The organism is Mycobacterium sp. URHB0021, from assembly GCF_054057895.1.
On sequence record NZ_JBSRZT010000002.1, the window covers coordinates 1,644,894 to 1,670,734 of the forward strand.

General features: G+C 67.0%; 27 protein-coding genes and 3 pseudogenes. 12 read left to right on the plus strand and 18 right to left on the minus strand.

From position 1 onward, the window contains the following. Nucleotides 1-23: 23 nt before the first annotated feature. A pseudogene (locus ACVWWN_RS10295) lies at nt 24-1,087 on the minus strand (MCE family protein). A gap of 16 nt (nt 1,088-1,103) precedes the next feature. Here ACVWWN_RS10295 and ACVWWN_RS10300 point away from each other — a divergent pair. Together ACVWWN_RS10300 and purF are read left to right on the plus strand one after the other, a co-directional pair. Then, a complete protein-coding gene (locus ACVWWN_RS10300; RefSeq protein ID WP_457143806.1) occupies nt 1,104-1,499 on the plus strand; it encodes a sterol carrier family protein in 396 nt (131 codons plus the stop codon). Between the two features lie 219 nt (nt 1,500-1,718). Continuing rightward, the gene (gene purF, locus ACVWWN_RS10305; protein ID WP_457143807.1) at nt 1,719-3,287 is read left to right on the plus strand and encodes an amidophosphoribosyltransferase; all 1,569 of its coding nucleotides are present in this window, start codon (nt 1,719-1,721) and stop codon (nt 3,285-3,287) included. A 1-nt stretch (nt 3,288) separates the two neighbouring features. On the opposite strand, the gene ACVWWN_RS10310 is transcribed toward purF, so the two are convergent. Continuing rightward, the gene (locus tag ACVWWN_RS10310; protein WP_457143808.1) at nt 3,289-4,239 is read right to left on the minus strand and encodes an NAD(P)H-binding protein; all 951 of its coding nucleotides are present in this window, start codon (nt 4,237-4,239) and stop codon (nt 3,289-3,291) included. Nucleotides 4,240-4,506: 267 nt separating this feature from the next. On the opposite strand from ACVWWN_RS10310, the gene purM reads away from it, so the two are divergent. Next, nucleotides 4,507-5,580 carry a phosphoribosylformylglycinamidine cyclo-ligase gene (purM, locus tag ACVWWN_RS10315; RefSeq protein ID WP_457143809.1) on the plus strand — a complete coding sequence of 358 codons (1,074 nt, stop codon included), beginning with the start codon at nt 4,507-4,509 and terminating at the stop codon, nt 5,578-5,580. On the opposite strand, the gene ACVWWN_RS10320 is transcribed toward purM, so the two are convergent. Then, nucleotides 5,577-5,765 carry a DUF3073 domain-containing protein gene (locus ACVWWN_RS10320; protein WP_457143810.1) on the minus strand — a complete coding sequence of 63 codons (189 nt, stop codon included), beginning with the start codon at nt 5,763-5,765 and terminating at the stop codon, nt 5,577-5,579. The two genes, purM and ACVWWN_RS10320, sit on opposite strands and share 4 nt — an antisense overlap. Nucleotides 5,766-5,888: 123 nt before the next feature. Further along, nucleotides 5,889-6,962 (minus strand): CAF17-like 4Fe-4S cluster assembly/insertion protein YgfZ, encoded by a 1,074-nt coding sequence (gene ygfZ / locus ACVWWN_RS10325; RefSeq protein ID WP_457143811.1) that lies wholly within the window; start codon nt 6,960-6,962, stop codon nt 5,889-5,891. Nucleotides 6,963-7,013: 51 nt separating this feature from the next. Between ygfZ and ACVWWN_RS10330 the strand changes: the two genes are divergently transcribed. Then, nucleotides 7,014-7,895, plus strand: coding sequence for an aminodeoxychorismate lyase (locus ACVWWN_RS10330; RefSeq protein ID WP_457143812.1), 882 nt, complete (start codon nt 7,014-7,016; stop codon nt 7,893-7,895). Nucleotides 7,896-8,165: 270 nt separating this feature from the next. Here ACVWWN_RS10330 and ACVWWN_RS10335 read toward each other — a convergent pair whose 3' ends face one another. The 9 genes from ACVWWN_RS10335 to lmeA all read right to left on the minus strand — a co-directional run bounded on the left by ACVWWN_RS10335 (nt 8,166) and on the right by lmeA (nt 12,829). Continuing rightward, nucleotides 8,166-8,423, minus strand: coding sequence for a hypothetical protein (locus tag ACVWWN_RS10335; protein WP_457143813.1), 258 nt, complete (start codon nt 8,421-8,423; stop codon nt 8,166-8,168). Further along, entirely contained in the window at nt 8,423-9,052 is a 630-nt protein-coding gene (locus ACVWWN_RS10340) for an FABP family protein (RefSeq protein ID WP_457143814.1), read from the minus strand. The genes ACVWWN_RS10335 and ACVWWN_RS10340 overlap by 1 nt, the downstream gene beginning before the upstream one ends. Before the next feature lie 152 nt (nt 9,053-9,204). Continuing rightward, the gene (locus ACVWWN_RS10345) at nt 9,205-9,525 is read right to left on the minus strand and encodes a DUF732 domain-containing protein (protein WP_457143815.1); all 321 of its coding nucleotides are present in this window, start codon (nt 9,523-9,525) and stop codon (nt 9,205-9,207) included. Nucleotides 9,526-9,724: 199 nt separating this feature from the next. Continuing rightward, entirely contained in the window at nt 9,725-10,027 is a 303-nt protein-coding gene (locus ACVWWN_RS10350) for a DUF1416 domain-containing protein (protein ID WP_015309369.1), read from the minus strand. 1 nt (nt 10,028) lies between these two features. Beyond that, a complete protein-coding gene (locus ACVWWN_RS10355; RefSeq protein ID WP_457143816.1) occupies nt 10,029-10,862 on the minus strand; it encodes a sulfurtransferase in 834 nt (277 codons plus the stop codon). Nucleotides 10,863-10,896: 34 nt separating this feature from the next. After that, nucleotides 10,897-11,376 (minus strand): DUF4395 domain-containing protein, encoded by a 480-nt coding sequence (locus ACVWWN_RS10360; protein ID WP_457143817.1) that lies wholly within the window; start codon nt 11,374-11,376, stop codon nt 10,897-10,899. A 90-nt stretch (nt 11,377-11,466) separates the two neighbouring features. After that, on the minus strand, nt 11,467-11,583 hold the full coding sequence (locus ACVWWN_RS10365; RefSeq protein ID WP_457149073.1) for an Ms5788A family Cys-rich leader peptide: 117 nt from the start codon (nt 11,581-11,583) through the stop codon (nt 11,467-11,469). Nucleotides 11,584-11,588: 5 nt separating this feature from the next. Continuing rightward, nucleotides 11,589-12,011, minus strand: a complete 423-nt coding sequence (locus ACVWWN_RS10370; protein WP_457143818.1) for a thioredoxin family protein — start codon at nt 12,009-12,011, stop codon at nt 11,589-11,591. Then, entirely contained in the window at nt 12,008-12,829 is an 822-nt protein-coding gene (gene lmeA / locus ACVWWN_RS10375; RefSeq protein WP_457143819.1) for a mannan chain length control protein LmeA, read from the minus strand. Before lmeA ends, ACVWWN_RS10370 begins: the two co-directional genes overlap by 4 nt. A gap of 153 nt (nt 12,830-12,982) precedes the next feature. On the opposite strand from lmeA, the gene ACVWWN_RS10380 reads away from it, so the two are divergent. From ACVWWN_RS10380 to pstB, 6 genes are all read left to right on the plus strand, one after another. Beyond that, nucleotides 12,983-13,762 (plus strand): winged helix-turn-helix transcriptional regulator, encoded by a 780-nt coding sequence (locus ACVWWN_RS10380; protein ID WP_457143820.1) that lies wholly within the window; start codon nt 12,983-12,985, stop codon nt 13,760-13,762. Further along, nucleotides 13,759-14,667: a mycothiol synthase gene (gene mshD, locus ACVWWN_RS10385; protein ID WP_457143821.1), complete on the plus strand. Its 909-nt coding sequence runs from the start codon at nt 13,759-13,761 to the stop codon at nt 14,665-14,667. Before ACVWWN_RS10380 ends, mshD begins: the two co-directional genes overlap by 4 nt. 101 nt (nt 14,668-14,768) lie before the next feature. Beyond that, nucleotides 14,769-15,914 (plus strand): phosphate ABC transporter substrate-binding protein PstS, encoded by a 1,146-nt coding sequence (gene pstS, locus ACVWWN_RS10390; RefSeq protein WP_457143822.1) that lies wholly within the window; start codon nt 14,769-14,771, stop codon nt 15,912-15,914. Between the two features lie 48 nt (nt 15,915-15,962). Continuing rightward, entirely contained in the window at nt 15,963-17,006 is a 1,044-nt protein-coding gene (gene pstC, locus ACVWWN_RS10395) for a phosphate ABC transporter permease subunit PstC (protein WP_457143823.1), read from the plus strand. After that, nucleotides 17,003-17,917 (plus strand): phosphate ABC transporter permease PstA, encoded by a 915-nt coding sequence (gene pstA, locus ACVWWN_RS10400; protein ID WP_457143824.1) that lies wholly within the window; start codon nt 17,003-17,005, stop codon nt 17,915-17,917. The genes pstC and pstA overlap by 4 nt, the downstream gene beginning before the upstream one ends. An 11-nt stretch (nt 17,918-17,928) precedes the next feature. Continuing rightward, nucleotides 17,929-18,705, plus strand: coding sequence for a phosphate ABC transporter ATP-binding protein PstB (pstB, locus tag ACVWWN_RS10405; protein WP_457143825.1), 777 nt, complete (start codon nt 17,929-17,931; stop codon nt 18,703-18,705). Here pstB and ACVWWN_RS10410 read toward each other — a convergent pair. Next, a pseudogene (locus tag ACVWWN_RS10410) lies at nt 18,692-19,189 on the minus strand (zinc-binding alcohol dehydrogenase family protein); the annotation flags it as partial. The gene pstB and the pseudogene ACVWWN_RS10410 overlap by 14 nt on opposite strands. Before the next feature lie 75 nt (nt 19,190-19,264). Between ACVWWN_RS10410 and ACVWWN_RS10415 the strand changes: the two are divergent. Beyond that, nucleotides 19,265-19,585 (plus strand): annotated as a pseudogene (locus ACVWWN_RS10415) (MarR family winged helix-turn-helix transcriptional regulator); the annotation flags it as partial. Between the two features lie 28 nt (nt 19,586-19,613). After that, on the plus strand, nt 19,614-20,540 hold the full coding sequence (locus ACVWWN_RS10420) for an NADP-dependent oxidoreductase (RefSeq protein WP_457143826.1): 927 nt from the start codon (nt 19,614-19,616) through the stop codon (nt 20,538-20,540). Between the two features lie 3 nt (nt 20,541-20,543). On the opposite strand, the gene phoU is transcribed toward ACVWWN_RS10420, so the two are convergent. From phoU to ACVWWN_RS10440, 4 genes are all read right to left on the minus strand, one after another. Further along, nucleotides 20,544-21,212 carry a phosphate signaling complex protein PhoU gene (gene phoU, locus ACVWWN_RS10425; RefSeq protein ID WP_457143827.1) on the minus strand — a complete coding sequence of 223 codons (669 nt, stop codon included), beginning with the start codon at nt 21,210-21,212 and terminating at the stop codon, nt 20,544-20,546. Between the two features lie 104 nt (nt 21,213-21,316). Further along, nucleotides 21,317-23,461: an LCP family protein gene (locus ACVWWN_RS10430; RefSeq protein ID WP_457143828.1), complete on the minus strand. Its 2,145-nt coding sequence runs from the start codon at nt 23,459-23,461 to the stop codon at nt 21,317-21,319. Nucleotides 23,462-23,658: 197 nt separating this feature from the next. Further along, on the minus strand, nt 23,659-24,912 hold the full coding sequence (gene dusB, locus ACVWWN_RS10435) for a tRNA dihydrouridine synthase DusB (protein ID WP_457143829.1): 1,254 nt from the start codon (nt 24,910-24,912) through the stop codon (nt 23,659-23,661). Then, the gene (locus ACVWWN_RS10440; RefSeq protein ID WP_457143830.1) at nt 24,807-25,811 is read right to left on the minus strand and encodes an acyl-ACP desaturase; all 1,005 of its coding nucleotides are present in this window, start codon (nt 25,809-25,811) and stop codon (nt 24,807-24,809) included. Before ACVWWN_RS10440 ends, dusB begins: the two co-directional genes overlap by 106 nt. Between the last annotated feature and the right edge of the window lie 30 nt (nt 25,812-25,841).

Genomic DNA, 25,841 nt, shown 5'->3' on the forward strand with positions numbered 1-25,841 from the left:
TCAATATTTGTTGATGTCAAACCTCAGGGGTTGATGGTGGGCTCGCCGATCTGACGGCCGCACACGTAATCGATGAGGAACGGCTGGCCGATCTCGACATGGTTGTAGGCAGCCAGACTGTAGCCGGTGTCCATCACCAGATAGGGATTCGGCCACAGCTCGCGGGTGATCTTCTGCCAGCACCCGGGCCGCCCTTCGGGACCGCCGTGCGCGTTCACCCGTGGCAGGTTGTCGGGGTACACGAACGGGTTCCCGGCGCCCAGGATGGTGCCCGCGGAGGCCAGTGAATACCCGTTGTTGCCCAGCACGCGGGCGAAGTCCGGTGCGACGTCGTGATAGTTGCGGATGGTGCAGAAGATCATGCCGCGGTAGTCGTTGAACGTCCGCGCGGCCTGCACCGCGTTCTCCAGACCGGCCCACAGGTCCGGCGACGCGTCGGCGTAGACGTCGGCCAGGCCGGCCACCCGCTGGGTGTCGACGCGGATCTGTGGCATCCGCCCGTTCAGGTCCCCGAGGATGCGGTTGCCTTTGAGCAACGACTCGCCGAACTCGTCACCAAGTCCCGAGAGCGCCTCGGCCGCCGCCGCCAGCGTCTGGTTCAGTTTGACGGGGTCGACCTGTTCGGCGATGGCGGTGACCGTCTCGAACACGGTGTTGAACTCCGTGGTGACCGACGCGGCGTCGATGATCTCATTGCTCGAGACATGCTGTGCGACAGGACTTTTAGGACTGCTGAACGAGATGTACTTGTTGCCGAACACTGTGGTCGCCCTGATCTCGGCGGTCACGTTGGACGGAATGAACTTGATGAACCGGGGTCGACATCGAGGGTGAGCCGGGCTTTCTCCGCACCGTCCACGTCGGCCATGCCGATCCGCGACACCGTGCCGATCTCCACCCCGTTGTAGGTCACCTTCGACCCGGGCTCAACGACCAGGCCCGCACGTGACGACTGCAACGTCAGCTGTGTCGGTGTTGCGAAGTCGCCGCGGAACTGAAGATAGATCAGCGCGACCGCCACCGCGGCCACCGTCAAGACCGCCGCGCCAGCCACCTTGTAGGGCGGATGATGGCGGTCGACAACCATTTTGAGACCCTAGAGTATGGTCGCCCGCCGCAGCGCCGATCCGGCGAAGACCCGCGCCGCGGTGGCGGCGGTTGCGGACTGGCTCCATGATGCGCGCCGGCCCCAACCCGAACGGGCCGAACTCGCCGAGGCCGTCCGCCTGACGGTCCGGACCCTGGCTGCGGTCGCGCCGGGCGCCAGCGTCGAGGTCCGGGTGCCACCGTTCGTTGCCGTGCAATGCATCTCGGGTCCCCGGCACACCCGCGGCAACCCGCCCAATGTGGTGGAGACGGATGCGCGTACCTGGCTGTTGCTCGCCACGGGGTCGCTCGATGTCACCGATGCGGCGGCGCGCGGCCTGGTGCAGCTGTCCGGATCCAGGGCCGGTGAGGTGGGCGACTGGCTGCCGCTGGTCAGCCTGCCCGATTCGTGAGCCCGCCGTGACCGTTTCCTCGCCACGCGGAGACACCGACACGCCGACCAATCAGAAGAGAAACGCGATCTTCGTCACTGTCGGCACCGCAATGGAATTGAGACCGCCGTCACGCCTGTTTACAGATAACGAAGGACACGGCAGTTCGATTCCGTGATTAACCCCGGATGACCGTAGACTCGACACGTCACCCACAGCGCCCCTGGGAGCAGCCCTATCGTGACCGGCCCGCAGACCGTCTCCGTCGATGCTCCTTGCGCAAGCGGCTCATCGCCAGACGAACCCCGCGAAGAGTGTGGCGTATTCGGTGTCTGGGCGCCGGGTGAAGACGTCGCCAAACTCACCTACTACGGCCTGTACGCGCTGCAGCACCGCGGCCAGGAGGCGGCGGGCATCGCAGTCGCCGACGGTTCACAGGTGCTCGTCTTCAAGGACCTCGGCCTGGTCAGCCAGGTGTTCGACGAGCAGACCCTGGCCGCGATGGAGGGCCACGTCGCGATCGGCCACTGCCGCTACTCAACCAGTGGCTCCACGACCTGGGAGAATGCCCAGCCGGTGTTCCGTAACACGGCGGCAGGCACCGGCGTCGCACTCGGTCACAACGGCAACCTGGTCAACGCCACCGAGCTTGCCGCCCGCGCCCGCGAGGCCGGCTTGATGGGGACGCGTGGCGCACCCGCCGCCACCACGGACTCCGACATCCTCGGTGCACTGCTGGCGCACGGGGCGGCCGACTCCACCCTGGAGCAGGCAGCTCTGGAGCTGCTGCCTACCGTGCGCGGTGCCTTCTGTCTGACATTCATGGACGAGAACACCCTGTATGCGGCCCGTGACCCCTACGGCGTGCGGCCGTTGTCGTTGGGGCGCCTCGACCGCGGCTGGGTGGTCGCCTCCGAGACCGCGGCGCTCGACATCGTCGGCGCGTCGTTCGTCCGCGACATCGAGCCGGGCGAACTGCTGGCGATCGACGCCGACGGGGTGCGCTCTACCCGGTTCGCCAATCCCACGCCCAAGGGCTGTGTCTTCGAGTACGTATACCTCGCGCGGCCGGACAGCACGCTGGGCGGACGGTCGGTGCACAAGACGCGTGTCGACATCGGCAGAGCCCTGGCCCGTGAGCATCCAATCGAGGCCGACCTGGTCATCGGCGTGCCGGAGTCCGGCACACCCGCCGCGGTCGGCTACGCGCAGGAGTCCGGAATTCCCTACGGGCAGGGCCTGATGAAGAACGCCTATGTGGGGCGGACCTTCATCCAGCCGTCGCAGACCATCCGTCAACTGGGCATCCGGCTCAAGCTCAACCCGCTCAAAGAGGTCATCCGCGGTAAGAGGCTGATCGTCGTCGACGATTCGATCGTGCGCGGCAACACCCAGCGCGCCCTGATCCGGATGCTGCGCGAGGCCGGCGCCGTCGAGGTGCATGTGCGGATCGCCTCACCGCCGGTGAAGTGGCCGTGCTTCTACGGCATCGACTTCGCCACCCCCGCCGAGCTGATCGCCAACGCCGTCAGTACCGGGGCGGAGACAGACGAGATGCTCGACGGTGTGCGGCATGCGATCGGCGCGGACACGCTCGGCTACATCTCACAGCACGGCATGGTCGCCGCCACCGAACAGCCGGCCACCCGGCTGTGCACCGCGTGCTTCGACGGCAACTATCCGATAGAGCTGCCCGGCGAATCCGCATTGGGCAAGAACGTGATCGAGCACATGCTGGCCACCGCGGCGCGCACCGGGATCCCGCTGCAATCCGACAACGACAACGTCTCGGCTCTTCGCCGGCCCTAGCTCAAGCGGGATCGGCCGTAGTCCGTCCCACCTGCGCCCATTTGGGATCGCTGGGCAGTGGGCCACGCCGCAACGCCTGCGCAACGGCATCCCGGTACCCGGTGAGGCCTCCCGGCGGTGCCGGAATGACCGTGCCGACATCGTGATCGGCCATCACCGCGTCGAATTCGAGTGACTCGACCAACGGCCGGGCCAGGCCCGACGGAATCGGCGTCACCAGTCCCACCCACCAACTCGCGATCGTCGGCGTCAGCCACGGCAGTACCACGATCAGCCGCCGCCGCAGACCGGCCACCTCGGCGTAGACCTGCATCGCATCGCCGTACTCGAGTACATCAGGACCGCCGATGTCCCACGTGCGTGACGTCGGCACGTCCGCGGCCGCGGCCTCGACCAGGTAATGGAGTACATCGCCGATGGCGATCGGCTGAATCTTGTTGTGCACCCACTTCGGCGTCGTCATCGCGGGAAGACGGTTGGTCAGGTGCCGGATCATCTCGAACGACGCCGAACCCGACCCGATGACGATGCCGGCCTGCAGCACCACGGTCTCGATGCCGGATCCGATCAGGATGTCGCCGACTGCGGTCCGCGACTGCAGATGCGGGGACAGCGGGACGCCGCCGGGGTGCAGCCCGCTGAGGTAGACGAACCGCTTCACTCCGGCCTCGCGTGCCGCGGCTACGACGTTGCGGGCCGATCTCGCCTCCTCGGCGACGAAGTCCGGCGAGGTTCCCATGGAATGCACGAGGTAGTAGACGACATCGGTGCCCTCGAACGCCGCGCTCAACGACTCGACCTCGCCCAGATCACCACGGGCGATCTCGGCACGGTCGCGCCACGGCAGGGCATTCAGCTTCTCGGGATTGCGCGCCAGGGCGCGCACGGAGTGACCGCGGTCGAGAAGCCGAGCCGCTAGGCGGCCGCCGATGTACCCTGTCGCTCCCGTCACCAGGCAACGGATCCGGTCAGATGACACCAACGCCGGATGTCCGTTTACCGCGTCAGGCAAACCACAGCTTCGATCCGGCAAGTCGGCAGACACCGGTGCCGCGACTGCGGTCACCGGCTTCACTCCGGCAGCGAGGGCAAACCAGCGAACTGTTTACATGGTCGGTCAGATTCTCACGGCCGCTGGCGGCCCACCCGGCTGCGAGGGGATCACCGCATTGGATGAGCCGTTACCGGGCCGTCGAAAACGGCGGTAGCCTTGCTGTCGATGACCGATCGCGCCGAACAGCACGGTATCTCCTACGCATCGGCGGGGGTGGACATCGATGCAGGTGACCGCGCCGTCGAACTCTTCAAGCCACTGGCGAAAAGGGCCACCAGGCCCGAAGTGCTGGGCGGGCTCGGCGGATTCGCCGGGCTCTTCGCACTGCGCGGCGGGTACCGCGAGCCACTGCTGGCATCATCGACCGACGGCGTCGGCACCAAGCTGGCGGTCGCACAGGCGATGGACAAGCACGACACCGTCGGAGTCGACCTGGTCGCGATGGTCGTCGACGACCTCGTGGTCTGTGGTGCGGAGCCGTTGTTTCTGCAGGACTACATCGCGGTGAGCCGCACGGTGCCCGAGCGGGTCAGCGAACTGGTCTCAGGCATCGCCAACGGCTGCGTGATGGCCGGCTGTGCGCTGCTCGGCGGCGAAACGGCCGAACACCCCGGCCTGATGGCGCCGGACCACTACGACATCTCTGCCACCGGTGTCGGCGTCGTCGAGGCCGACGATGTCCTCGGTCCCGAGCGGGTCAGGCCCGGTGACGTGATCATCGCGATGGCATCCACCGGCCTGCATTCCAACGGGTATTCGCTGGCCCGCAAGGTCCTGCTGGAAATCGACCGGATGAACCTGGCCGGCCACGTCGAGGAGTTCGGCCGCACCTTGGGCGAGGAACTGCTCGAGCCGACCCGGATCTACGCCAAGGACTGCCTGGCGCTGGCCGCCGAGACGCAGGTTCGCACCTTCTGCCACGTCACCGGCGGCGGGCTGGCTCAGAACCTGGAACGGGTCATTCCGGCCGGACTGCAGGCTGAACTGGACCGCGGAACCTGGACTCCCGCGCCGGTGTTCGGGATGATCGCGCAGCGCGGCCGCGTGGAGCGAGCCGAAATGGAGAAGACCTTCAACATGGGTGTCGGCATGGTCGCCGTCGTCTCACCGCAGGACACGGACCGCGCACTGGCGGTTCTCACCGCCCGACACCTGAAATGCTGGACCCTCGGCACCATCAAGAAGGCCAGCAAGGACAGCCCACGCGCAATGCTCGTGGGCCTGCACCCGCGCTTCTAAGACCTGGCGCGCCAGTCGTCGTCGTCGGCCCAAGTGTCGTCGGACAACCCGTCGGAACCGGTCACGTCGTCGGCCTCAGCGCCCGCCAACTCGCGCTGAAGCCTGTCGAAGTCGGTCTGCGGTGAACTGTATTTGAGTTCACGAGCAACCTTGGTCTGCTTTGCCTTTGCCCGGCCGCGGCCCATGGGGGTACCCCCTCGCGCAATAACGGAGCGGCCCAACTAGCAGGCGGCTCCGATCTGTGTGTCTTTATTGTCCTGCCAACACTTTACCGTGCCATGCTTCGGTGCGCTGGCAGGCCTATGCCGTTAACGCGCTCCGCCGCGCAACTGTTCCACCGCCAGCCGACCCGCGCCCGCCACATCGGCGGCCGGCATGGAGTCGATGTCGATGACGGCGGCCGTTTCGGACTCACCACCGGTCGTCAGGGCTGTGTCCGCGGGCAGCCCGCGTTTGAGCAGCGCCAGCGCGATCGGTCCGAGATCGACATGGTCGACGACGGTGCCCAGCCGCCCGACGGTGCGTCCGCCGGCCAGCACGGGGTCACCGGCGGCCGGTCGATCGGTCGAGCCGTCGAGGTGCACAAGAACCAGCATGCGAGGCGGTTTTCCCAGGTTGTGGACGCGCGCGACGGTCTCCTGGCCGCGGTAGCACCCCTTGTCCAGATGAACGGCCGGGCCGATCCAGCCCACCTCGTGCGGGATCGTGCGCTCGTCGGTGTCCACCCCGAGCCGCGGTCGCAGCGCCGCGACCCGATGCGCCTCGTACGCCCACATTCCCGCCGGCCGCACGCCGGCGTCGACGAGCCGCCGACCCCATCGATCGACCTGGTCGCGAGGCGCCACCAGGTCGAACTCGAGGCCCTGAGCCGGCATTCTGCGCAGGAAGCCACCGTCCGGAAGTGCGACAGCCACGCCCTCCGCCGGCAGCGACTCCACACCAAGGGCATCGAGGACCGGCGCGTCTGCCAGCCGGGGGCCGAGCAGCGACAACACCGCGAGATCGGCGGGTTCGACGGTGACGTCGGCCCAGAACACCATCTTGCGCAGGAAAGCCAGCAGCGGCTCGCCGCGCCACGGTTCGGTGTCCAGGACGGTGATCCCGTCCAGTTGCGTCTGTACCCAGTGATCTTCGACACGACCCTGCCCGTCGAGGCTCAGGTTCTGGGTTACGACGCCGTCGGGGAGGTCGCTGACGTGCTGGGTGGAGATGGTGTGCAGCCAGCTCTTGCGTTCGCCGCCGGCGATGGTCACGACCGCGCGGTGGGAGCGGTCCACCAGCACAGCCTCGTCGGCGGCGGCGCGCTGTTCGCCGAGCGGATCGCCGTAGTGCCACACGGCGCCGGCGTCGGGACCACCCTCGGGTACGGGGACTGCAGACATAAGCCAACTCTACGTTCGGTGCCTCTCCGCCCGCCGCTACGCTGATGCCCCATGGCCAGCCATCCCGCTGTTGTGGTCACGCTCGACGGCCGACTCCACGACCCGCAGGCCCCCCTGCTGCACGCCGACGATCTGGCCGCGGTCCGCGGTGACGGGATCTTCGAGACGCTACTGGTGCGCGACGGCAGGCCATGCCTGCTCGAGGCGCATCTGGCCCGGCTGACGCAGTCGGCCCGGATGACCGATCTGCCCGCACCGGATCTGCCTGCGTGGCGGGCGGCCGTGACGGCGGGTGTCGAGCGATGGACCGCCGGGGGCAGGGGCGATGGAGTGCTGCGGTTGGTGTACAGCCGCGGACGCGAAGGTGGTTCGCCCCCTACGGCGTTCGCGACGATCGGTGACGTCCCGGCCCGGGTCGCCACGGTCAGGCGTGAGGGCGTGGCGGCGGTGGCGCTGGCCCGCGGCCTGCCCGCCGACACCGCCGCGGACATGCCGTGGCTGCTGGCCGGCGCGAAAACACTGTCCTACGCGGTGAATATGGCCGCGTTGCGGCATGCCGAGCGGGAGGGCGCGGGCGATGTCATCTTCGTCAGCTCCGAGGGCCAGATCCTCGAGGGCCCGCGTTCGACGGTGGTCATCGCCACCGAGTCGGACAGCGGCGGCACCTGCTTCCTGACCCCGCCGCCGTGGTATCCGATCCTGCGGGGCACCACGCAGCAGGCCCTGTTCGAGGTCGCCCGCAACAAGGGGTACGACTGTGACTACCGAGCCCTGCGCCTCACCGATCTGCTAGTGGCGCAAGGTGTTTGGCTCGTGTCGAGCATCACGCTGGCGGCGCGGGTGCACACCTTGGACGGCAAGCTCTTGCAGCCATCGCCGCTGGCCGACGAGGTCGCCGAACTCGTCGATGCCGCGATCGTCTGCGACCGCTGAGCGCGACGGTCCCTAAATCGCTTGTCGGTCCGCCGAAGCGCGGGTACGGTCGGCCGTACACAGGGAAGGAGGTGGTCCGTCAAATTGAGTGACTTATGGACATGTGAGGTGGCTGCGAGCTAGCAGCGCCAGGGGATGAGCTGAACGCTCTACGCGAAAGCGCTCTGCGCGCGCTGGCGAATTCCCCGCAGTCACCCGGCCCCCGAGCCTACAGTTTTGTCCGACTGAGAACGACGGCTCGGGGGCCGCTCCATGTCTGGGGTCGGGCGGCTAGCTCGCGGGTCCCGGCGCCAACGTCGAGCACGACTGCATGGCCTTGTGCCACGTGCCAGGATCGACACCCGGTGGCGGTCCGGCGGCGGGGCCCGGCGCTGCGGGCACGCCGTGCTCGCCCAGGCAGTGGGCGAACGAGCCGTGACCGGCCGGCGCGACCGGCGTCGAAGTCGGTTGTGGCGGCGTCTCGCTTGCGGAGCAGGCAACCAAGAATCCCGCCGCGGCAATCGCCGCGGCCACCAGGGCGATCCGCACTAGCCGACGTACCGGGTCAGCCGTGCGGAGAGGTTCGGGACCAGACCGCCGTCGGCGTCGACCCGCTCTTCGACATAGGCCAGATCACCGCCCTCGACGATGCCGTAGAGCCGCTTGGCCCCGCCGACGAGCATTCCCGACTTGCTGCGCGCCAGCGCATCAGTGGCCAGCTCCCACGACGACTGGTTGCGCGGCCGGCCGTAGAACAACTCGACATAGCCCTCGGAGTGGGCCAGCAGCAGTTCGATCGCCTGCGATTCGGACGGATCGGCCGGATCGTCGACGAACCGCCAGAAGCCCGTTTCCCGCAGCCCCGGACCGTCGTAGTCACCGGACTCGCTCAGCCGCCAGGACCGCGCCTCCCAGTTCAGGTAGTCGCCGCCGTCGTGGGACACGACGATCTGCTGGCCGAACCGATAGTCGCCGCCGGATCCGCGGCCCTCGCCCTCGCCACGCCACACACCGACCAGCGGCAGCAGGGCAAGCAGCGCGTCACTGAGGTTCGCGCCCTCGCGGAGGTTCGCGGTGTCCGCGGGGACCGGCAGGTCGCCGAACACCGGAATGTTGCGGGTGGCCGTCGACTTGGCCCGTTCGGCCGCGGCGGCCACTGCTTCGTCGCCGGAGCTCACGACTCGTCGGTGATGAGGCGATACAGCGCGTAAAGCGCGAACCACGTGATGACCACGACGGCCGCGACGAGCATGATCTCGAAGAACAACACCACGTCGGAGAGTCTAGCCGCCGGAACTCCGCGATTCTCGGCGGCCGTCGGTAGCCGGACTCAGCCGAGCTTGTGCTCGTACTCGGGGCAGAACGCGCCTGTCGCCGCGCCGATGAAGACGCCGGTTTGATAGTCGTCCCAGTCGGTGACGCTTTGCAGATCCGTCACCTCGGTGGCCAGCGTGGCGCCGTTCCGCCAGTCGGTGCAGACCGCGTGGCCGGTGTCGATCACGTTCTGCGTCTTGCTGGCGGGCCAATCGATTCCTTCGCCCGCGATCACGTTCAGAAAGTCGTCATCCGGTCCAGCACTGGCGAGCGGCGCGGAGACCATGGCAACAGCCGCGAAGGCGGCCACCGCGACGCCAGCAATGGTGATCTTCATAGTCGGTCCTGTCCATTGTGGTAATCCCGCGCGTCAGCGCGGGATGTAACCACATCTTGGACCGAACCAGCTAAGTTCGCAGCGTTTTCACTGGGAAGACGCAGCAACGGCCGTAACGGACGCGTTCCTCGCCTTGATCGTCGCTAGGCGAGGCTGATGGCCTAGCTCCTCATCGGCTCGTTCCTCGCCTTGATCGTCGCTAGGCGACCTTGACGTCGACCTCGTGGATGCCTGCGCCGGACGGCGCCACGCTGGCATCGCCGTTGCCCGCCGGGGACAACGCACGCAGGGTCCAGGTGCCGGGCGCGGCGAAGAACCGGAAGTCGCCGGTCGCCGACGCGACGACCTCGGCGGTGAACTCGTCCGAGGCGTCCAGCAGGCGCACGAAGGCCCCGCCGACCGCCTGGCCGGAACCATCGACGACGCGACCGGTGATGACCGTTTCCTTTTCGAGATCAACGCTGGCGGGCAACGTCAGTCCTTGCTTGGGTGCAGAGCACATATCAACTTCCCAACTCGATCGGGGCCCCCACCAGGGAGCCGTATTCGCACCAACTGCCGTCGTAGTTCTTGACGTTGTGGTGTCCCAACAATTCCTGCAGCACGAACCAGGTGTGCGACGACCGCTCACCGATGCGGCAGTACGCGATGATGTCCTTCTCACCGTCCAAGCCGGCCTCGGCGTAGAGCTTGGCCAGGTCCTCGTCGGACTTGAAGGTGCCGTCCTCGTTGGCCGCCTTGCTCCAGGGCACGTTGAGTGCCCCGGGGATGTGGCCCGGCCGCTGGCTCTGTTCCTGCGGCAGGTGCGCGGGAGCGAGGATCTTGCCGGAGAACTCGTCGGGGGAGCGCACGTCGACGAGGTTCTTGACGCCAATGGAGGCGATCACCTCGTCCCGGAAAGCCCGGATCGAGTTGTCGGGCTCCTTGGCGGTGTAGCTGGTCTCCGGGCGGCTGACCGAGTCGGTGGACAGCGGACGTCCGTCGAGCTCCCACTTCTTGCGGCCACCGTCGAGCAGCTTGACCTTGTCATGGCCGTAGAGCTTGAAGTACCAGTACGCGTAGGCGGCGAACCAGTTGTTGTTGCCACCGTAGAGGATCACGGTGTCGTCGTTGCCGATTCCGCGTTCGCTGAGCAGCTTCGAGAACTGCGCAGTGTCGACGAAGTCGCGCTTGACCGGGTCCTGGAGGTCGGTTCTCCAGTCCAGCCGGACCGCGCCCGCGATGTGGCCGTTGTCGTAGGCGCTGGTGTCCTCGTCCACCTCGACGAACACGGTGTTCGGCGCGTCGAGATTGCTCTCGGCCCAGTCTGTCGTGACCAGGACGTCTGAGCGTGCCATGTACGAAATCCCTTCGGTTGCTTGCTATTTGAGGTTATGCGGGAAAAGGCGCACGGCGCAGCCGTGCGACGAGCGGGTAGAGCCGACAGCCCAGGCAGATGCCGAAGGCCGCGTTCAGGAAGGCAGCCACCAGCGCAAGGCCGGCGGCGATCGGGCCCAGGAGTGGGACGCCCGCCGCGAATCCGACGGTGCCCACGACGGCGAATACGAAGCCCACCAGTTGGGCGAACTTCAGCGGCGGCGCCGGTTCACGCTCGCTGACCGGGCTCAGCCGCGGCGCGATGAGGTTGGCGAACACCAGGCCGTAGGGGTGGTGGCGCGGGCCGAGTGCCGCGCCGATCGCGAAGGCCACCGCCTGCAGGCCGAGAAGCGCCGCGGCGGCGACGGCGCTGACGCCGGAGACGACCAACGTGGCCACCAGCACCGCGGTGGTCACCCACGCGGCGAACCGAGGACCCCGCACGTCGACCTGCCCGCCGGCTCCGCGGGCGGTCCCGGGCATGTAGGTCGACATGGAACAGACTCCTGTTGTGTTGGAGGGGGCTGGGGGTGAACAGGGGAAAACACCTGCTCCGAGCGAGTGCGCGAAACCGCGCGGCTGCGCTCAGCAGCTACAACAACAACAGCAAGAACCCGCGATGCGGCACAGATCAACTGCGCGGCGCTTGGTGAGCATCGGCTCAAGGCGGGCGAACACGCCCGTCAGCTTACCCAAAGACATGGTGATCAAGCCAACAGCGGTGTCAGCGCCGACCGCAGGTCAGCGGCGGTCGGCACGCCGGAGGTGCGATACCGCTGAGCACCATGGGCGTCGAAGATGAACGTGGTCGGCAGGGACAGCACCGAAAGCCGCCGGGCCGCTTCCGGATTGGCGTCCATGTCGATCTCCACATGTGTCACACCGGGCAGTTCCGCGCACACCTGATCGACCACCCGCCGGACCCCGGCGCAGGGCCCGCACCACACCGCGCTGAAGTGAACCACCGTCGGACCGGTCGTGGACAGGCCGAGATCGGTGGTGTCCACATCGATCGGCTTGACGCTTTCCCTGAGCAGGCCCGCCCGCAGCGTGAGCAACCGCCCGACCACGTAGGCGAGCCCGAACGCGGCGATCAACACCACGATGACGAGGGCCCATGACGTGCTCATGACAACCTGAACCGATCGAGGTGCACGGTTACTCCCTCGGTGATGCCTTCGATGATGATGTCGGAGCCGCGTACGCCCTCACTGGTGGGCGCGACCCCGAACGGTAACTTCTGGCCGGGCATGTCCATGCTGAACGCCGCGAGGACCGCGTGCACCTTGTCATCGGGCACCGTCTGGTCGGCGGTGCCGGCGCCGGTGAGCACGCCGGTTCCGGTGAAGGTCAGCGTGGTCTGTTCCGGCCCGGCGACCGACAGGTCGACGGCCACGCTGACCTTATTGTCGTAGCCGGCCTTCGTGGGCGTGCCGGTGAACACCAGCCCGGTGTTGCCCGAGATGCCCGACTCGGTGGTGCCGCCGGTGGCGTCGTTCGTCTCGCGCGACGGCGCCTCGACCAGTAGGTCGGGGATTCCCATGAACCGTCCGACGTGGGTGGAGTCGATGATGATGCGGCTTTCCAGCTTGCCGATCGGCAGCGTGGCGTCGGGTCCGATCAGCCACGACGCGTCGGCGAGATCGATCGAATGCATCGTCGCCTCGAGCGACGCCTTGCCGACGACCGCGTGATCGACACCGGTGGCCTTGATCTCGATCTCTTTGTAATGGCGGTTCGCGGCCTGGGGGATGAACGGGAAGCCGAGAATCGCCACCGACGGATCGGAGTTCAGGTTTGCCGCCGTGCGCACGGTCCTGGCCAGGTGGTATTCGGCGAAGATCGCCGTCCCGAAATCAATCCCCAAGGCGCCCAGGATCAGCACCAGCACCGTCGCGACGATACCGATCAGCACCTTGCGCACCCGCACATTCTGGCCCACCGGCATCCTCTGCCGACCTCCGCACGGCTAACGAGCAGGTAGCGCGCTATCGTAGGGTGACCAACGGGCGGGTAACGGCCGTGTGTCAAGCATGAATCTGGGAAGTCACCACCGACACTGTTGTCATCGGAGAGGTCCCCATGGCTGCAGGAGGGCCAGTTGGATCTACTGCTACTGACCGTCGATCCGCATCCGGAATCAGTGCTGCCGTCGTTGTCTTTGCTCGCCCACAACGTGCGGACGGCGCCGACAGAGGTGTCGTCTCTGCTCGAGGCCGGCACCGCGGATGTCGCGATCGTCGACGCGCGCGCTGACCTGGCCGCCGCGCGCGGCCTGTGCCGCCTGCTCGGCACGACCGGCACATCGGTTCCCGTGGTGGCTGTCGTCAACGAGGGCGGCCTGGTGGCCGTCAACATCGAGTGGGGGCTCGACGAGATTTTGTTGCCCAGCACCGGCCCGGCGGAGATCGACGCCCGGCTCCGGCTGTTGGTGGGGCGCCGCGGCGGGCTGGCCAACCAGGAGAACGCCGGCAAGATCAGCCTCGGTGAGCTGGGCATCGACGAGGGCACCTACACGGCCCGGCTGCGTGGCCGCCCGCTCGATCTGACCTACAAGGAATTCGAGCTGCTGAAGTACCTCGCCCAGCACGCCGGCCGCGTGTTCACCCGCGCACAGTTGCTTCAGGAGGTGTGGGGCTATGACTTCTTCGGTGGCACCCGCACCGTCGACGTCCATGTGCGACGGCTCCGCGCCAAGCTGGGCCCGGAGTACGAATCGCTGATCGGCACCGTCCGAAACGTCGGCTACAAGGCCGTGCGCCCGGCGCGGGGCCGCCCGGCCGCGCAGGGCTCCGAGCCGCCCGAGGAGCTGCCCGACGATCCGGCCTTCGACGCCGACAGCCTGCCCGACGTGCTGGCTGACCCGCTGCGCACTCAGTGACAGGCGCAGATATCGGCTGGCACACCGGCCTCACCGACGCCCAACAGCGTCACATTCGCGAACTCTTCGCGGCGGCGTCCCGCGAGGACGGGGTCGCCCCCGTCGGCGACCAGGTTCTGCGTGAACTCCCGCACGATCGCACCAGACACCTGCTGGCGGTCGGGGGCGACCGGGGCAACGACGTTGTCGGCTACCTGAACCTCGCCGGCGACGCGGCGTCGGCCATGGCCGAACTGGTCGTGCACCCCGGGGCCAGGCGGCGCGGAATCGGCTCGGCGATGGCGCGCACTGGGCTGGCCGAGGGCGGCGACGCGACCCGCATCTGGGCGCACGGCAACATCGGGCCCGCCCGCGCGACCGCGACGGCGCTCGGCCTCGACGCCGTCCGCGAACTGCTGCAGATGCGGCGATCGCTGACCGACCTTCCGGCCGTCGCCGTCCCGGAGGGTGTTCGCATCACCACCTACACCGGGCCCGGCGACGACGCCGAACTGCTGCGGGTGAACAACGCCGCGTTCGACTGGCATCCCGAGCAGGGCGGGTGGACGGACGCCGACATCGCCGAGCGCCGCGCCGAACCGTGGTTCGACCCTGACGGTCTGTTCATGGCCGTCGATCAAAATTCGGGCATGTTGCTCGGCTTCCACTGGACGAAGCGTCACACGCCCGATCTGGGTGAGGTCTACATCGTCGGCGTCGACCCCGCAGCGCAGGGCCGCGGGCTCGGCGGTGTGCTCACCCTGATCGGTCTGCACCACCTCGCCGAGGGCCTCTCCCAGAGTCGAAACCCGACGGTGATGCTCTACGTCGAAGGGGATAACGCCGCGGCCGTGAAGACTTATCAACGGCTGGGTTTCGAGGTCTACAACATTGATGTTGCCTACGCGGTCGGAACCGCGAACTAGCTGGACCTGTTCACGGTCTGTTCACTTTCCATCAGTGCATCGTCCACTGCGGCCGCATACGTTGCCGGGGAGTTCAAAGCCTTCAGAAGAAAGTGGGATCAGTGAAGCTCAACAGCATTGGCCGGGTCGTTGGCACGCCGCTTCAAATGGCACTGTCCGCGGCGGCGATCGCGGCGATGACGCTGACCGCATGCGGCAGCGACAACAACGCCGGGACGTCCTCCTCCCCGGCGGCATCCGGTTCGGGGACCGCGACGGCATCCGCTGATTGCGGTGGCAAGAACCAGCTCACTGGTGAGGGCTCGACCGCCCAGCAGAACGCGATCGCCGAATTCAACAAGGCGTGGGGCCAAACCTGCTCGGGCAAGAACCTGTCGTACAACCCGACGGGTTCCGGTGCGGGCCGGGATCAGTTCATTGCCAAGCAGGTCGATTTCGCCGGGTCCGACTCGGCGCTCGGAGCCGATCAGGTCAAGGCGGCCGCGGACCGCTGCGGCGGCAATCCGGCGTGGAACCTGCCGCTGGTGTTCGGACCCGTCGCAATGGCCTACAACCTCGAAGGCGTCGACAAGCTGGTCGTCAACGGCGACGTGCTGGCCAAGATCTTCCAGGGCCAGATCAAGAAGTGGAACGACCCGGCCATCGCCGCCCTGAACAGTGGCGCGACCCTGCCCGACACCGACATCAAGCCGGTATACCGGTCCGACTCCTCGGGCACCACCGACAACTTCCAGAAGTACCTGGGCGCGGCCGCGCCGCAGAGCTGGACCAAGGGTGCGGGCAGCGAATTCCAGGGCGGCGCCGGCGAGGGCGCGCAGAAGTCCTCCGGTGTCGTCCAGGCGGTCCAGGCTACCCCGGGCGCCATCGGCTACGTCGAGAAGAGCCCCGCGGCGGCGGCCGGTCTCCCGTTCGCGCAGATCGACAACGGCGGCGGTGCAGTGGAGTTGAACGACGACACGGCGAAGAAGGCCATCGAGGCGGCCAAGTTCGCTGCCGAGGGCAACGACCTGGCGCTCGATCTGAATTCGATCTACGCCACCAACGAAGCCGGCGCATACCCGTTGATGCTCGCGACCTACGAGGTCGTTTGCTCGAAGGGCTATGACGCCGACACTGCCGCCGCGGTGAAGTCGTTCCTGACGGTTTCGGCGAACCAGGGGCAGGCGAACCTGTCGGCAGCCGGCTACATCCCGCTGCCCGACAAGTTCAAGGAGCGCCTGCTCAAGTCCGTCGATGCAATTGCATAGTTACCTAGCGCGCCAGCACGATCGCAATGAGGATGGGTGTTGTGACCGATGACGGATAGGCTCGATGTGACAACACCTAATCCAGCGGACGCGGGGTCGGGTGAGGTAATCGCCTCACCCTTCCCCGAACCGTCGCCCATCTCGACCAACCCCTCCAAGGGCGGGAAGGTCCGGTTGGGCGACCGGATCTTCCGCGGGTTGGCGGAGGGCTCCGGGGTCTTCATCGTCGTCCTCATCGCGGCGATCGGACTGTTCCTGCTCTGGCGCGCGGTTCCGGCGCTGGCCCGCAACGAGGAGAACTTCTTTCTCTTCGGCGGAAACTGGGTCACCACCGACACGTCGGCGATGCATTTCGGCATCTTCGACCTGCTGCAGGTGACGGTGTTCGTTTCGGTGTTCTCGCTGCTGCTGGCCATGCCGGTGGCGCTGGGCATCGCGATTTTCTTGACGCAGTATTCGCCTCGGCGCCTGGCCGGTCCGCTCGCCTACATGGTGGATCTGCTGGCCGCGGTGCCGTCGATCGTCTACGGCGTCTGGGGCCTGTACGTGCTGGCGCCGGCGTTGAAGCCATTCGCGGTCTGGCTCAACGAAAGTCTCGGCTGGCTGTTTCTGTTCCAGACCGGCAACGTCTCACTAGCCGGTGGCGGCACCATCTTCACCGCGGGAATCGTTCTCGCGGTGATGATCCTGCCGATCATCACCGCGGTCACCCGCGAGGTCTTCATCCAGACGCCGCGTGGTCAGATCGAGGCGGCCCTGGCACTCGGCGCCACCCGCTGGGAGGTCGTGAAGACGACGGTGCTGCCGTTCGGACTGTCGGGCTACATCAGCGGTGCGATGCTCGGCCTCGGTCGCGCGCTCGGCGAAACGATCGCACTGCTGATCATCCTGCGCGGCACGCAGACGGCATTCGGCTGGTCGCTGTTCGACGGCGGATACACCTTCGCCAGCAAAATCGCCGCTACCGCAAGCGAATTCAACGACCAGTACAAAGCGGGCGCCTACATCGCGGCGGGCCTGGTGCTGTTCATCCTGACGTTCGTGGTGAACTCGCTGGCGCGGGCTGCGGTCGCCGGGAAGGGTGCCCGATGACGTCGACTCTGGACCGTCCAGTAAAGGCGCCCGTCTTCCAGGGTGTCAGCATGCGACGCAAGGTGACCAACAACGCCGCGACCGTGCTCGTGACTCTCTCGGTGCTCATCGCGCTGGTGCCTCTGCTGTGGGTGCTGTACTCGGTGTTCGTCAGGGGCTTCAAGGCGATAACGTCGCCCACCTGGTTCACCCACTCGCAAGCGGGGATGACGACGTTCTCTCCGGGCGGTGGCGTCTATCACGCCATCATCGGGACTCTGCTGCAGGGCCTGGTCTGTTCGATCATCTCGATACCGATCGGCATCTTCGTCGCCATCTATCTCGTCGAGTACGGCGGCGGAACGCGCCTCGGCAAGATCACCACGTTCATGGTGGACATCCTCACCGGTGTGCCGTCGATCGTGGCCGCGTTGTTCATCTACGCACTGTGGGTCGCCACCCTCGGTTTCGAGCGCTCGGGCTTCGCCGTCGCACTCGCCTTGGTGTTGTTGATGATTCCGGTCATCGTGCGCGCCACGGAAGAGATGTTGCGGATCGTGCCGATGGATCTGCGGGAAGCCAGCTATGCGCTGGGCGTCCCGAAATGGAAGACGATCGCACGGATCGTCATCCCGACGGCGCTGTCGGGCATCGTGACCGGCATCATGCTGGCGCTGGCCCGGGTGATGGGCGAGACGGCACCCCTGCTGATCCTGGTCGGGTACGCCCAGGCGATGAACTTCGACATGTTCTCGGGGTTCATGGGGTCGCTGCCGGGCATGATGTATGACCAGATCTCGGCGGGCGCCGGAGCCAATGTCGTTCCCACCGACCGACTCTGGGGTGCCGCTCTGACATTGATCCTGTTGGTCGCCATTCTCAACATCGGGGCGCGCCTGGTCGCGAAGATCTTCGCCCCCAAGAAGGTTTAGGAGCAACGCACATGGCCAAGCGTTTGGACCTCAAGGACGTCAACATCTACTACGGCTCGTTCCACGCCGTTGCCGACGTGGCGCTGTCCGTCCAGCCACGCAGTGTGACGGCGTTCATCGGACCCTCGGGCTGCGGTAAGTCGACGGTGCTGCGGACGCTGAACCGCATGCACGAGGTGATCCCCGGCGCCCGCGTCGAGGGATCGGTGCTGCTCGACGGTGAGGACATCTACGGGGCCGGCGTGGATCCGGTCGGTGTCCGCAAGACCATCGGAATGGTCTTCCAGCGGCCGAATCCGTTCCCCACCATGTCGATTCGCGACAACGTGGTGGCCGGACTGAAGCTTCAGGGAGTGCGCAGCAAGAAGACCCTCGACGAGGTCGCCGAGCGCTCGCTCAAGGGGGCCAACCTCTGGAACGAGGTCAAGGACCGTCTGGACAAGCCCGGCGGCGGCCTCTCGGGTGGTCAGCAGCAGCGGCTGTGCATCGCCCGCGCGATCGCCGTGCAGCCCGACGTGTTGTTGATGGACGAACCATGCTCGGCGCTGGACCCGATCTCCACGCTGGCGATCGAGGATTTGATCTCCGAGCTGAAGCAGGATTTCACCATCGTCATCGTCACGCACAACATGCAGCAGGCGGCCCGCGTCAGCGACCAGACCGCGTTCTTCAACCTGGAGGCCACCGGCAAGCCGGGCCGACTGGTCGAGATCGACGACACCGAGAAGATCTTCTCCAACCCGACACAGAAGGCCACCGAGGACTACATCTCCGGCCGCTTCGGATAATCGCCACGGCCTCAACACCACCCAGCCATTCGAGCCGTGACGTCACGACAGGCGACGACGATCCGGCCCGCGTCGAACACCGACCGGCGAGTTGGACCGCGAGGGAGCCCGTGACTCCCGTGGCGCCCAGCACCACGATGTGGTCACCGGGGCGTATCGCGGTGGCGTGTTCCAGTGTCATCCATGCCGACATCCCCCCGCCGGGGTCGATCCTCGTTCGTTCGGCCATCATCCCGTACGGAGCCAGCGCGCCCGTGTACACCCGGCGACCGTCCTCGAGGCGCGTCACCCCGTCGACCCCGGGTCCGGCGGGGAGCCGGATGTCGTTGCTGGCGTAGTGCTTTCCCGATACCCGCCCGCGGGTCAGGTTGGTCAGCGCCGACGCCTCGACCTCGGCGACCACGGCGGACTCGGACGGGGCCGGATCCGGGAAGTCGGTATAGGTCGGCGGTTCACCCCAGTTTTCGACCACCGCGGCTTTCATGGCGACTCCTCGCTCCAGAAATGGTTTGAAGGCTCATCGACGGGATCGGACAGCTGGTCCGCGCGGTGGGGGACGGTGCGGAAGCTGGCCACGTTGTCCATGCATCTGCTCGACCACATCGACGACGGCCCGGTGAGCGTTGTCGGACTCGCGCCCCGGTCGGGCCAGCGCAAGGGCACGGTGTCCGAGCACGTCCAGCGTCTGGTCGACGCCGGCCTGATGCGACGCACGCCGGTGCCGGGCGACCGCAAGGAGATCGAGTTGACGCTGACCGCCGACGGACCGGCCGACTTCCTGAAGCGCTACAGCAATGCGGAGCTGGCCGTGTTGACCAAAGTGCTCGGCGACGTGATGGCCGCCGAGAAGGTCGAGGTCCGCATCGCGCCCGCGGAATAGAGCGGCGTCGCGGTCGGTCGTAACTCCTATGGGCAAGGCGGTGCAGTTCGACCGGTACGGCGAAATCGATGTGCTCGAGGTGCGCGACGTGGACAGACCGGTGCCAGGGCAGGGTGAGGTGCTGGTCGCGGTCAAGGCGGCGGGCATCAACCCCGGCGAGGCGATGATTCGCCGGGGCGCCCTGCACGACCGATGGCCGGCCACCTTCCCGTCCGGTCAGGGCAGCGATCTTGCAGGGGTGATCGCAGAAGTGGGTCCCGGGGTGCAGGACTTCGCGGAGGGCGACGAGGTGATCGGCTTCAGCGACCGCCGCAACAGTCAGGCCGAATTCGTATCGGTCCCGGCCGACCAGGTCACGGCGAAGCCGCAAGCCGTTCCGTGGGAGGTGGCCGGAGCCCTGTATGTCGCGGGGGCGACGGCGTATGCCGCGGTGGGTTCGGTCGGCCTGACGGCGGACGACACCGTCGCGGTCGCCGGTGCCGCGGGCGGGGTCGGCTCCATCGCCGTGCAGCTGGCCAGACGGAGCGGGGCGACCGTGCTCGGCATCGCCGGCCCGTCGAACGACGACTGGCTGACCGCGCACGGCGTCACCCCGGTCAACTACGGACCCGATCTGGCCAACCGCCTGCGGGCAGCGGCACCGAACGGCCGTGTCGACGCGTTCCTCGACTTCTTCGGCGGCGGTTACGTGGAGTTCGCCGTGACCGAGCTGGGCATCGAACCGCAGCGGGTGGACACCATCATCGATTTCGCGGCCGTCGAACGGTTCGGGACTCAATCCGTCGGCAGTGCCGAGGGATCGAATCCGGCCGTGCTGGCAGAGCTGGCCGCGCTCATCGCGACAGGTCAGCTGGAGGTGCCGATCGCGGAGGTGTTTCCCCTCGACGATGTCCGGCGGGCGTTTCGCATCCTGGAAGAGCGGCACACCAGGGGCAAGCTGGTGCTCGTGCCGTAAGGGTCAGCGTGGGGTCGGGATCGCTTCTTCGTCGGGGTGCTTGCCCGTGACCTGGAAGATCACCCGGTTGGCCACCTCGACGGCGTGGTCGGCGAAGCGCTCGTAGAAGCGCCCCAGCAATGTCACGTCGACGGCGGCGGCAACCCCGTGCTTCCACTCGCGGTCCATCAGCACCGTGAACAGGTGACGATGCAGGTCGTCCATCGCATCGTCTTCCTCGCTGATCCTGGCGGCCTTCTCCGGGTCGCGGCTGACCAGCACCTCTTGCGCGCTGTTACCCAATTCGACTGCGACGCGGCCCATTTCGGCGAAATACCCGTTGACTTCTTCCGGCAGCGCGTGTTGCGGGTGGCGCCGCCGCGCGATCTTGGCGACGTGCAGCGCGAGCGCGCCCATCCGGTCGACGTCCGCGACGATCTGGATCGAGCTGACGATGGCCCGCAGGTCACCTGCCACCGGCGCCTGAAGTGCCAGCAGCACGAATGCGGCCTCCTCGGCGCGGCCGCTCATCGCGGCGATCTGTTCGTGGTCGGTGATCACCTGCTCGGCAAGCACAAGGTCGGCCTGCAGCAGGGCCTGCGTCGCGCGCTCCATTGCCGCACCCGCCAGCCCGCACATCTCGCCGAGCTGGTCCGTCAAGGCTTCTAGCTGCTCGTGGTACGCGGTTCGCATGCGCTCAGCCTACGGGTATCGGCATCAAATCGTCACGATGCGGGCGGTGAACGAAAGGTGAATGCCACCTGCCGAAACGTGGACGGCGACCGGGCCTGGAGCGGCTACTCACACGTGGTGTCGGCCGCGTTGGTGACGGTCAGATCCTCCGGGAGACGAGTCGGCGGGCTACTGGTTCCGCGCATGACGTGGACCTGCACCGGCGAACCGCTCGGCGACGGCGCGGCGACGGAATAGAAGTCGCTGCCCAGGACCACCTGCACCACCTCTCCCATGCCCGACACCCGTTCGATCGTCGGATTGGTGAAGGCCGACGCGACGGTCGCGGCCGCCTGCTCATTGCCCGGCGAGAAGAACACCGTCGTCGAGTTCAGCGGACCCGGGTAGTCGTCGGGGGTCGTGACGTTGAAGCCGTGTGACTGCAATTCGCCGGCGGCCGTGGAAGCCAGCCCGTTCTCGCCGGTGGAGTTCGACACCCGCACGGTGACGTCCTGAGGGTTGGTGGTGACCGCGTCGACCAGCTCGGCGGCTGAGGACGATGGAGCCGGCGCCGACGAGGCCGACTCGCCCGAATCCGGTGCCACGCTGGCCGCGGACTCGGGCGTCCCCGGTACCGGCGTGTTGTCGGCGTTCTTCTCCTCGGGCAGCGGATCGTCATTGATGATCGCGTCGAACAGCGCGCGCATGTCTCCGGTGCGCGGCGGCTCGTTGCCCTCGGAATCGGTCTCGCCGGTCGGGATGGTCACGAAGGTGATCCGCCCGGCGTTGACGCCCTGTACCGACTGGCCGAGGTCGACCAGATCCTTGGTCTTGATGTTGTCGACGTAGCTGTCCTGAATGAACATGTTGACCACTTCGTTCAGCTTGGACAGCGAGAAGAACACTTCCTTGGAGATCAGCGAACGAAGCAGCGATGACAGGAACAGCTGTTGCCGCTTGATCCGCCCGTAATCACCGTTGGTCTCCGTGGTCACCTGGCGGGCACGCACATATTGCAGGGCGGTGTGCCCGTCGACGATCTGGCGGCCGGCGTTGGCGAGCACGGTGCCGAGCTCGTAATCCTCCAGCGGCGTCGTGCTGCACACCTCGACGCCGCCCAGTGCGTCCACCATCTTCGCGAAGCCGGCGAAATCGACTGCCATGAACCGGTTCACGGACAGCCCCGACAGTTTCTGGACCAGCTTGACCAGGCACTTGGGGCCGCCCAGCGAATACGCCGAGTTCAGCTTGGTCTCGGTGTAGACCTGATCGGGGCCATACGTCCCGGTGTCCTCGTCATAGAGCGGACCGTATTGGCCGGTCTCGGGGTTCCAGGCCTGGCACTGCATCGGCGTGATGGCCAGGTCGCGCGGAAACGACACAGCCACAACGCGTTTGCGATTGGCGGGAATGTTGACCAGCATCACCGTGTCGGACCGGGACCCACCTGCGTCCTCGGTGGTGCCAACGCCCATGTCGCTGTTCTCGCCGAATCGGCTGTCCACGCCGACGATCAGGAAGTTCTCGTCGCCGAACTGCGCGGTGGGATCGAGGATGTCCCGGGAGCCGAGGTCCAGCGCCGACACCTTGTTGAGCATGTTGTTCTTCGCCGACTGCCACTGCCAGGCCCCACCGGTCACGGCGAGGGCGAGCACGGCGATGAGGGCAGCGATCGCGCGCCCGGCGATGATCGTCTTCCGGCGACTGCGGCGCGTCGTCGGAGTCGTCTGGGGCTTGGTGCCCGGTTCCGCGCCGACCTGCAGCGGCGACAGTCGTCGGACCCGACGCAATGCCCGGTTCGGCAGGTTGAAGGACCGCAGCGACCCGAGCGGGATTATCTCGGTGTCCGCACGAGCGGATTCGTAGGCACGGCCGGATTTGTAGGCGAAGGCGGGCGCGATGGGCTCGGGCTCCTCGCGCACCGCGTCGATGATCTCGGTGGGCTGTGGGACTGGTGCAGGCGGCGGGGGCGGCGGGAGTTCGCGCACGGATTCGGCGCGGTTACGTCTCAGCTCCTCGGGCACGCTGGCGTCACCGCTGACCCTGGCGATCAGGTCGGCGACGGTCACCCCGTCGGTGTGATTACCGGTCGACTCGGAGACCGCGGGCGGTTCGGATTCGGAAGCGGCGTGACGTTCCCACGGCGCGGCGCCTGGTGAAGGTCGTGGACTTCGGGTAAGCCATTGATTGGACCCGTCGTGGTCCGACGGTCCGTGGGCACCTGAAGACGAGCCACGGGGGCCAGGAGTGGCGCTGTCGCCGTCACTCATGTTCCTACCGGCCTCCAACTCTGATGGCCCCTGATGGCATTGTGCGCGTCGGTGCGCATGGGTATCAAGCAGTGCCTATAGTCTTCTACCAGCACTTCATGTGGCTCCGCCACCGGAGGCCACCTTCGACGAGATTCATATCGTACTGAGACATCCTGAGAGATCAGATGTCAGAGTCGTCTCGGTATCGAGACGACTTAGCCTCCGGAGTGCATGACGTCCGCGCCCGCGGGCACTGCGCAGTCGTCGGGATCGGTCAGCCATCCGTCTGGCAGTGCCACCGAAGCCGGAGAACCCTGTCTGCCGCGCGGACCCTGAGCGGCCTGCGGAAACGGCACTCCGGCATCCAGCTGATCGAGCAGCGCATCCAGTTCGGCAAGCGTCTTCACCAGGGCCAGTGCCCTGCGCAACTCGGCGCCCGCGGGGAAGCCGTGCAGGTACCAGGCGACGTGTTTGCGGATGTCCCGCATGGCCTTGTCCTCGCCGAAATGGTCGGCCAGCAGCTCGCCGTGGCGGCGCACGATGGTCGCCACCTCGCCCAGCGTGGGCGGCGTCGCCTGCGGACGGCCCGTGAACGCGGCCGAGAGCTCGGCGAACAGCCAGGGCCGGCCCAGGCAACCGCGGCCGATGACGACACCGTCGCAGCCGGTCGTGGCCATCATGGCCAGCGCGTCGTCGGCATCGAAGATGTCGCCGTTGCCGAGTACCGGGACAGTCGTGACATGCTGTTTCAGCGCGGCCACCTGCTCCCAGTCGGCGGTGCCGGAGTAGCGCTGCGCCGCGGTGCGGGCGTGCAGCGCGACGGCGGCGGCCCCTTCTTCAGCGGCGATCCGGCCGGCGTCCAGGTGGGTGTGATGGGCATCGTCGATGCCGATCCGAAATTTCACCGTCACCGGTATCGGGCTGCCCTCAGTGCCGCGAACAGCCGCCGCCACGATCTGGCCGAACAGCCGCCGCTTGAACGGCAGGGCCGCACCCCCGCCGCGCCGGGTGACTTTCGGCACCGGGCAGCCGAAGTTCATGTCGATGTGGTCGGCGAGCCCTTCATCGGCGATCATGCGGGCCGCGGCGAAGGTGGTGTCGGGATCGACGGTGTAGAGCTGCAGGGAGCGGGGCGACTCGTCGGGGGCGAACGTCGTCATGTGCATGGTCACCGGGTGGCGCTCGACGAGTGCACGCGCGGTCACCATCTCGCACACATAGAGGCCGCTGACCGTGCCGGCCCGGGCCTGCTCGAGCTCGCGGCACAGGGTCCGGAAGGCGACGTTCGTCACGCCGGCCATCGGCGCCAGGACGACGGGGCTCCGCAGGGCGATCGGACCGATCTGAAGCGGAGCCTCCTCGGTCAGGACGCTGATGAGGTCACCAAGAGGTTCTTGGCCGCCTTCTTCTCGGCGACCTTGGCCTGGCGTTCGAGCCGGCGCTGTTTGGCGATCTCGAACTTCTGGCATGTCTCCTCGAGCTCGTCGACAAGCACGCCCAGTTCGTCGCGTAACCGCGCCGCCTCGCCGTTGAAGTCCTCACGCTCGAAGATGCGCCATTTCTTGAGAACCGGCATGACGACGTCGTCGAGGTGAATCCGCGGGTCATACACGCCGCCGACCGCGATGACCACAGCCTTACGCCTGAACTCCGGCACGGTGAAGCCGGGCATCTTGAAGTTGGTCAGCACGCGGTGCAGCGAGGCCATCGCCTGGCTGGGCGATATCTCGAAGCCGGCCTCGGAGACGTCGCGGTAGAAGATCATGTGCAGGTTCTCGTCGGCCGAAACGCGTTGCAGCAGTTGGTCGGCGACCGTCTCCTGGCAGGCCTTACCCGTGTTGCGGTGCGAAACCCGGGTGGCCAGCTCCTGGAACGTCACATAGATGACGGAGTCGAACAGGCTCTCCGCGAACAGGTCGCCCTGCTGGTTCTGGCCCGGGCTGAAACCGCGGGTCATCTGTTCGATCCGCAATTGTTCGAGCTCGACCGGATCGATCGCGCGGGTGACGACCAGATAGTCGCGCAGGGCGATGCCGTGCCGGTTCTCCTCGGCGGTCCAGCGGTTGACCCACTGGCCCCACGCGCCGTCCATGCCGAAGTTCATCGCGATCTCACGGTGATAGGACGGCAAATTGTCCTCGGTCAGCAGGTTCTGCAGCATTGCGACCTGAGCGACCTCGGAGAGCTTGGAGTCGTCCGGGTCCCAGTCCTTGCCGCCGAGGGCGTAATAGTTCTTGCCGTCCGACCACGGGATGTAGTCGTGGGGATTCCAGTCCTTGCGCATGGTCAGGTGCCGGTTGAGATTCTTCTCGACCACGGGCTCAAGCTCATGTAGTAGCCGCAGATCCGTCAGGTCCGACGTCGTCATGTGCCCCTCCCCAGTTATCTGTACCTGTTG

Coding starts and splice junctions, on each gene's coding strand:
- ACVWWN_RS10300 (WP_457143806.1), top strand. CDS start 1,104: ATGGTCGCCCGCCGCAGCGCCGATCCGGCGAAGACCCGCGCCGCGGTG.
- purM (WP_457143809.1), top strand. CDS start 4,507: ATGACCGATCGCGCCGAACAGCACGGTATCTCCTACGCATCGGCGGGG.
- ACVWWN_RS10320 (WP_457143810.1), bottom strand. CDS start 5,765: ATGGGCCGCGGCCGGGCAAAGGCAAAGCAGACCAAGGTTGCTCGTGAA.
- ygfZ (WP_457143811.1), bottom strand. CDS start 6,962: ATGTCTGCAGTCCCCGTACCCGAGGGTGGTCCCGACGCCGGCGCCGTG.
- ACVWWN_RS10330 (WP_457143812.1), top strand. CDS start 7,014: ATGGCCAGCCATCCCGCTGTTGTGGTCACGCTCGACGGCCGACTCCAC.
- ACVWWN_RS10345 (WP_457143815.1), bottom strand. CDS start 9,525: ATGAAGATCACCATTGCTGGCGTCGCGGTGGCCGCCTTCGCGGCTGTT.
- ACVWWN_RS10350 (WP_015309369.1), bottom strand. CDS start 10,027: ATGTGCTCTGCACCCAAGCAAGGACTGACGTTGCCCGCCAGCGTTGAT.
- ACVWWN_RS10355 (WP_457143816.1), bottom strand. CDS start 10,862: ATGGCACGCTCAGACGTCCTGGTCACGACAGACTGGGCCGAGAGCAAT.
- ACVWWN_RS10360 (WP_457143817.1), bottom strand. CDS start 11,376: ATGTCGACCTACATGCCCGGGACCGCCCGCGGAGCCGGCGGGCAGGTC.
- ACVWWN_RS10365 (WP_457149073.1), bottom strand. CDS start 11,583: ATGTCTTTGGGTAAGCTGACGGGCGTGTTCGCCCGCCTTGAGCCGATG.
- ACVWWN_RS10370 (WP_457143818.1), bottom strand. CDS start 12,011: ATGAGCACGTCATGGGCCCTCGTCATCGTGGTGTTGATCGCCGCGTTC.
- lmeA (WP_457143819.1), bottom strand. CDS start 12,829: ATGCCGGTGGGCCAGAATGTGCGGGTGCGCAAGGTGCTGATCGGTATC.
- pstC (WP_457143823.1), top strand. CDS start 15,963: ATGACGGATAGGCTCGATGTGACAACACCTAATCCAGCGGACGCGGGG.
- pstA (WP_457143824.1), top strand. CDS start 17,003: ATGACGTCGACTCTGGACCGTCCAGTAAAGGCGCCCGTCTTCCAGGGT.
- pstB (WP_457143825.1), top strand. CDS start 17,929: ATGGCCAAGCGTTTGGACCTCAAGGACGTCAACATCTACTACGGCTCG.
- ACVWWN_RS10420 (WP_457143826.1), top strand. CDS start 19,614: ATGGGCAAGGCGGTGCAGTTCGACCGGTACGGCGAAATCGATGTGCTC.
- phoU (WP_457143827.1), bottom strand. CDS start 21,212: ATGCGAACCGCGTACCACGAGCAGCTAGAAGCCTTGACGGACCAGCTC.
- ACVWWN_RS10430 (WP_457143828.1), bottom strand. CDS start 23,461: ATGAGTGACGGCGACAGCGCCACTCCTGGCCCCCGTGGCTCGTCTTCA.
- dusB (WP_457143829.1), bottom strand. CDS start 24,912: ATGCCAGAAGTTCGAGATCGCCAAACAGCGCCGGCTCGAACGCCAGGC.
- ACVWWN_RS10440 (WP_457143830.1), bottom strand. CDS start 25,811: ATGACGACGTCGGACCTGACGGATCTGCGGCTACTACATGAGCTTGAG.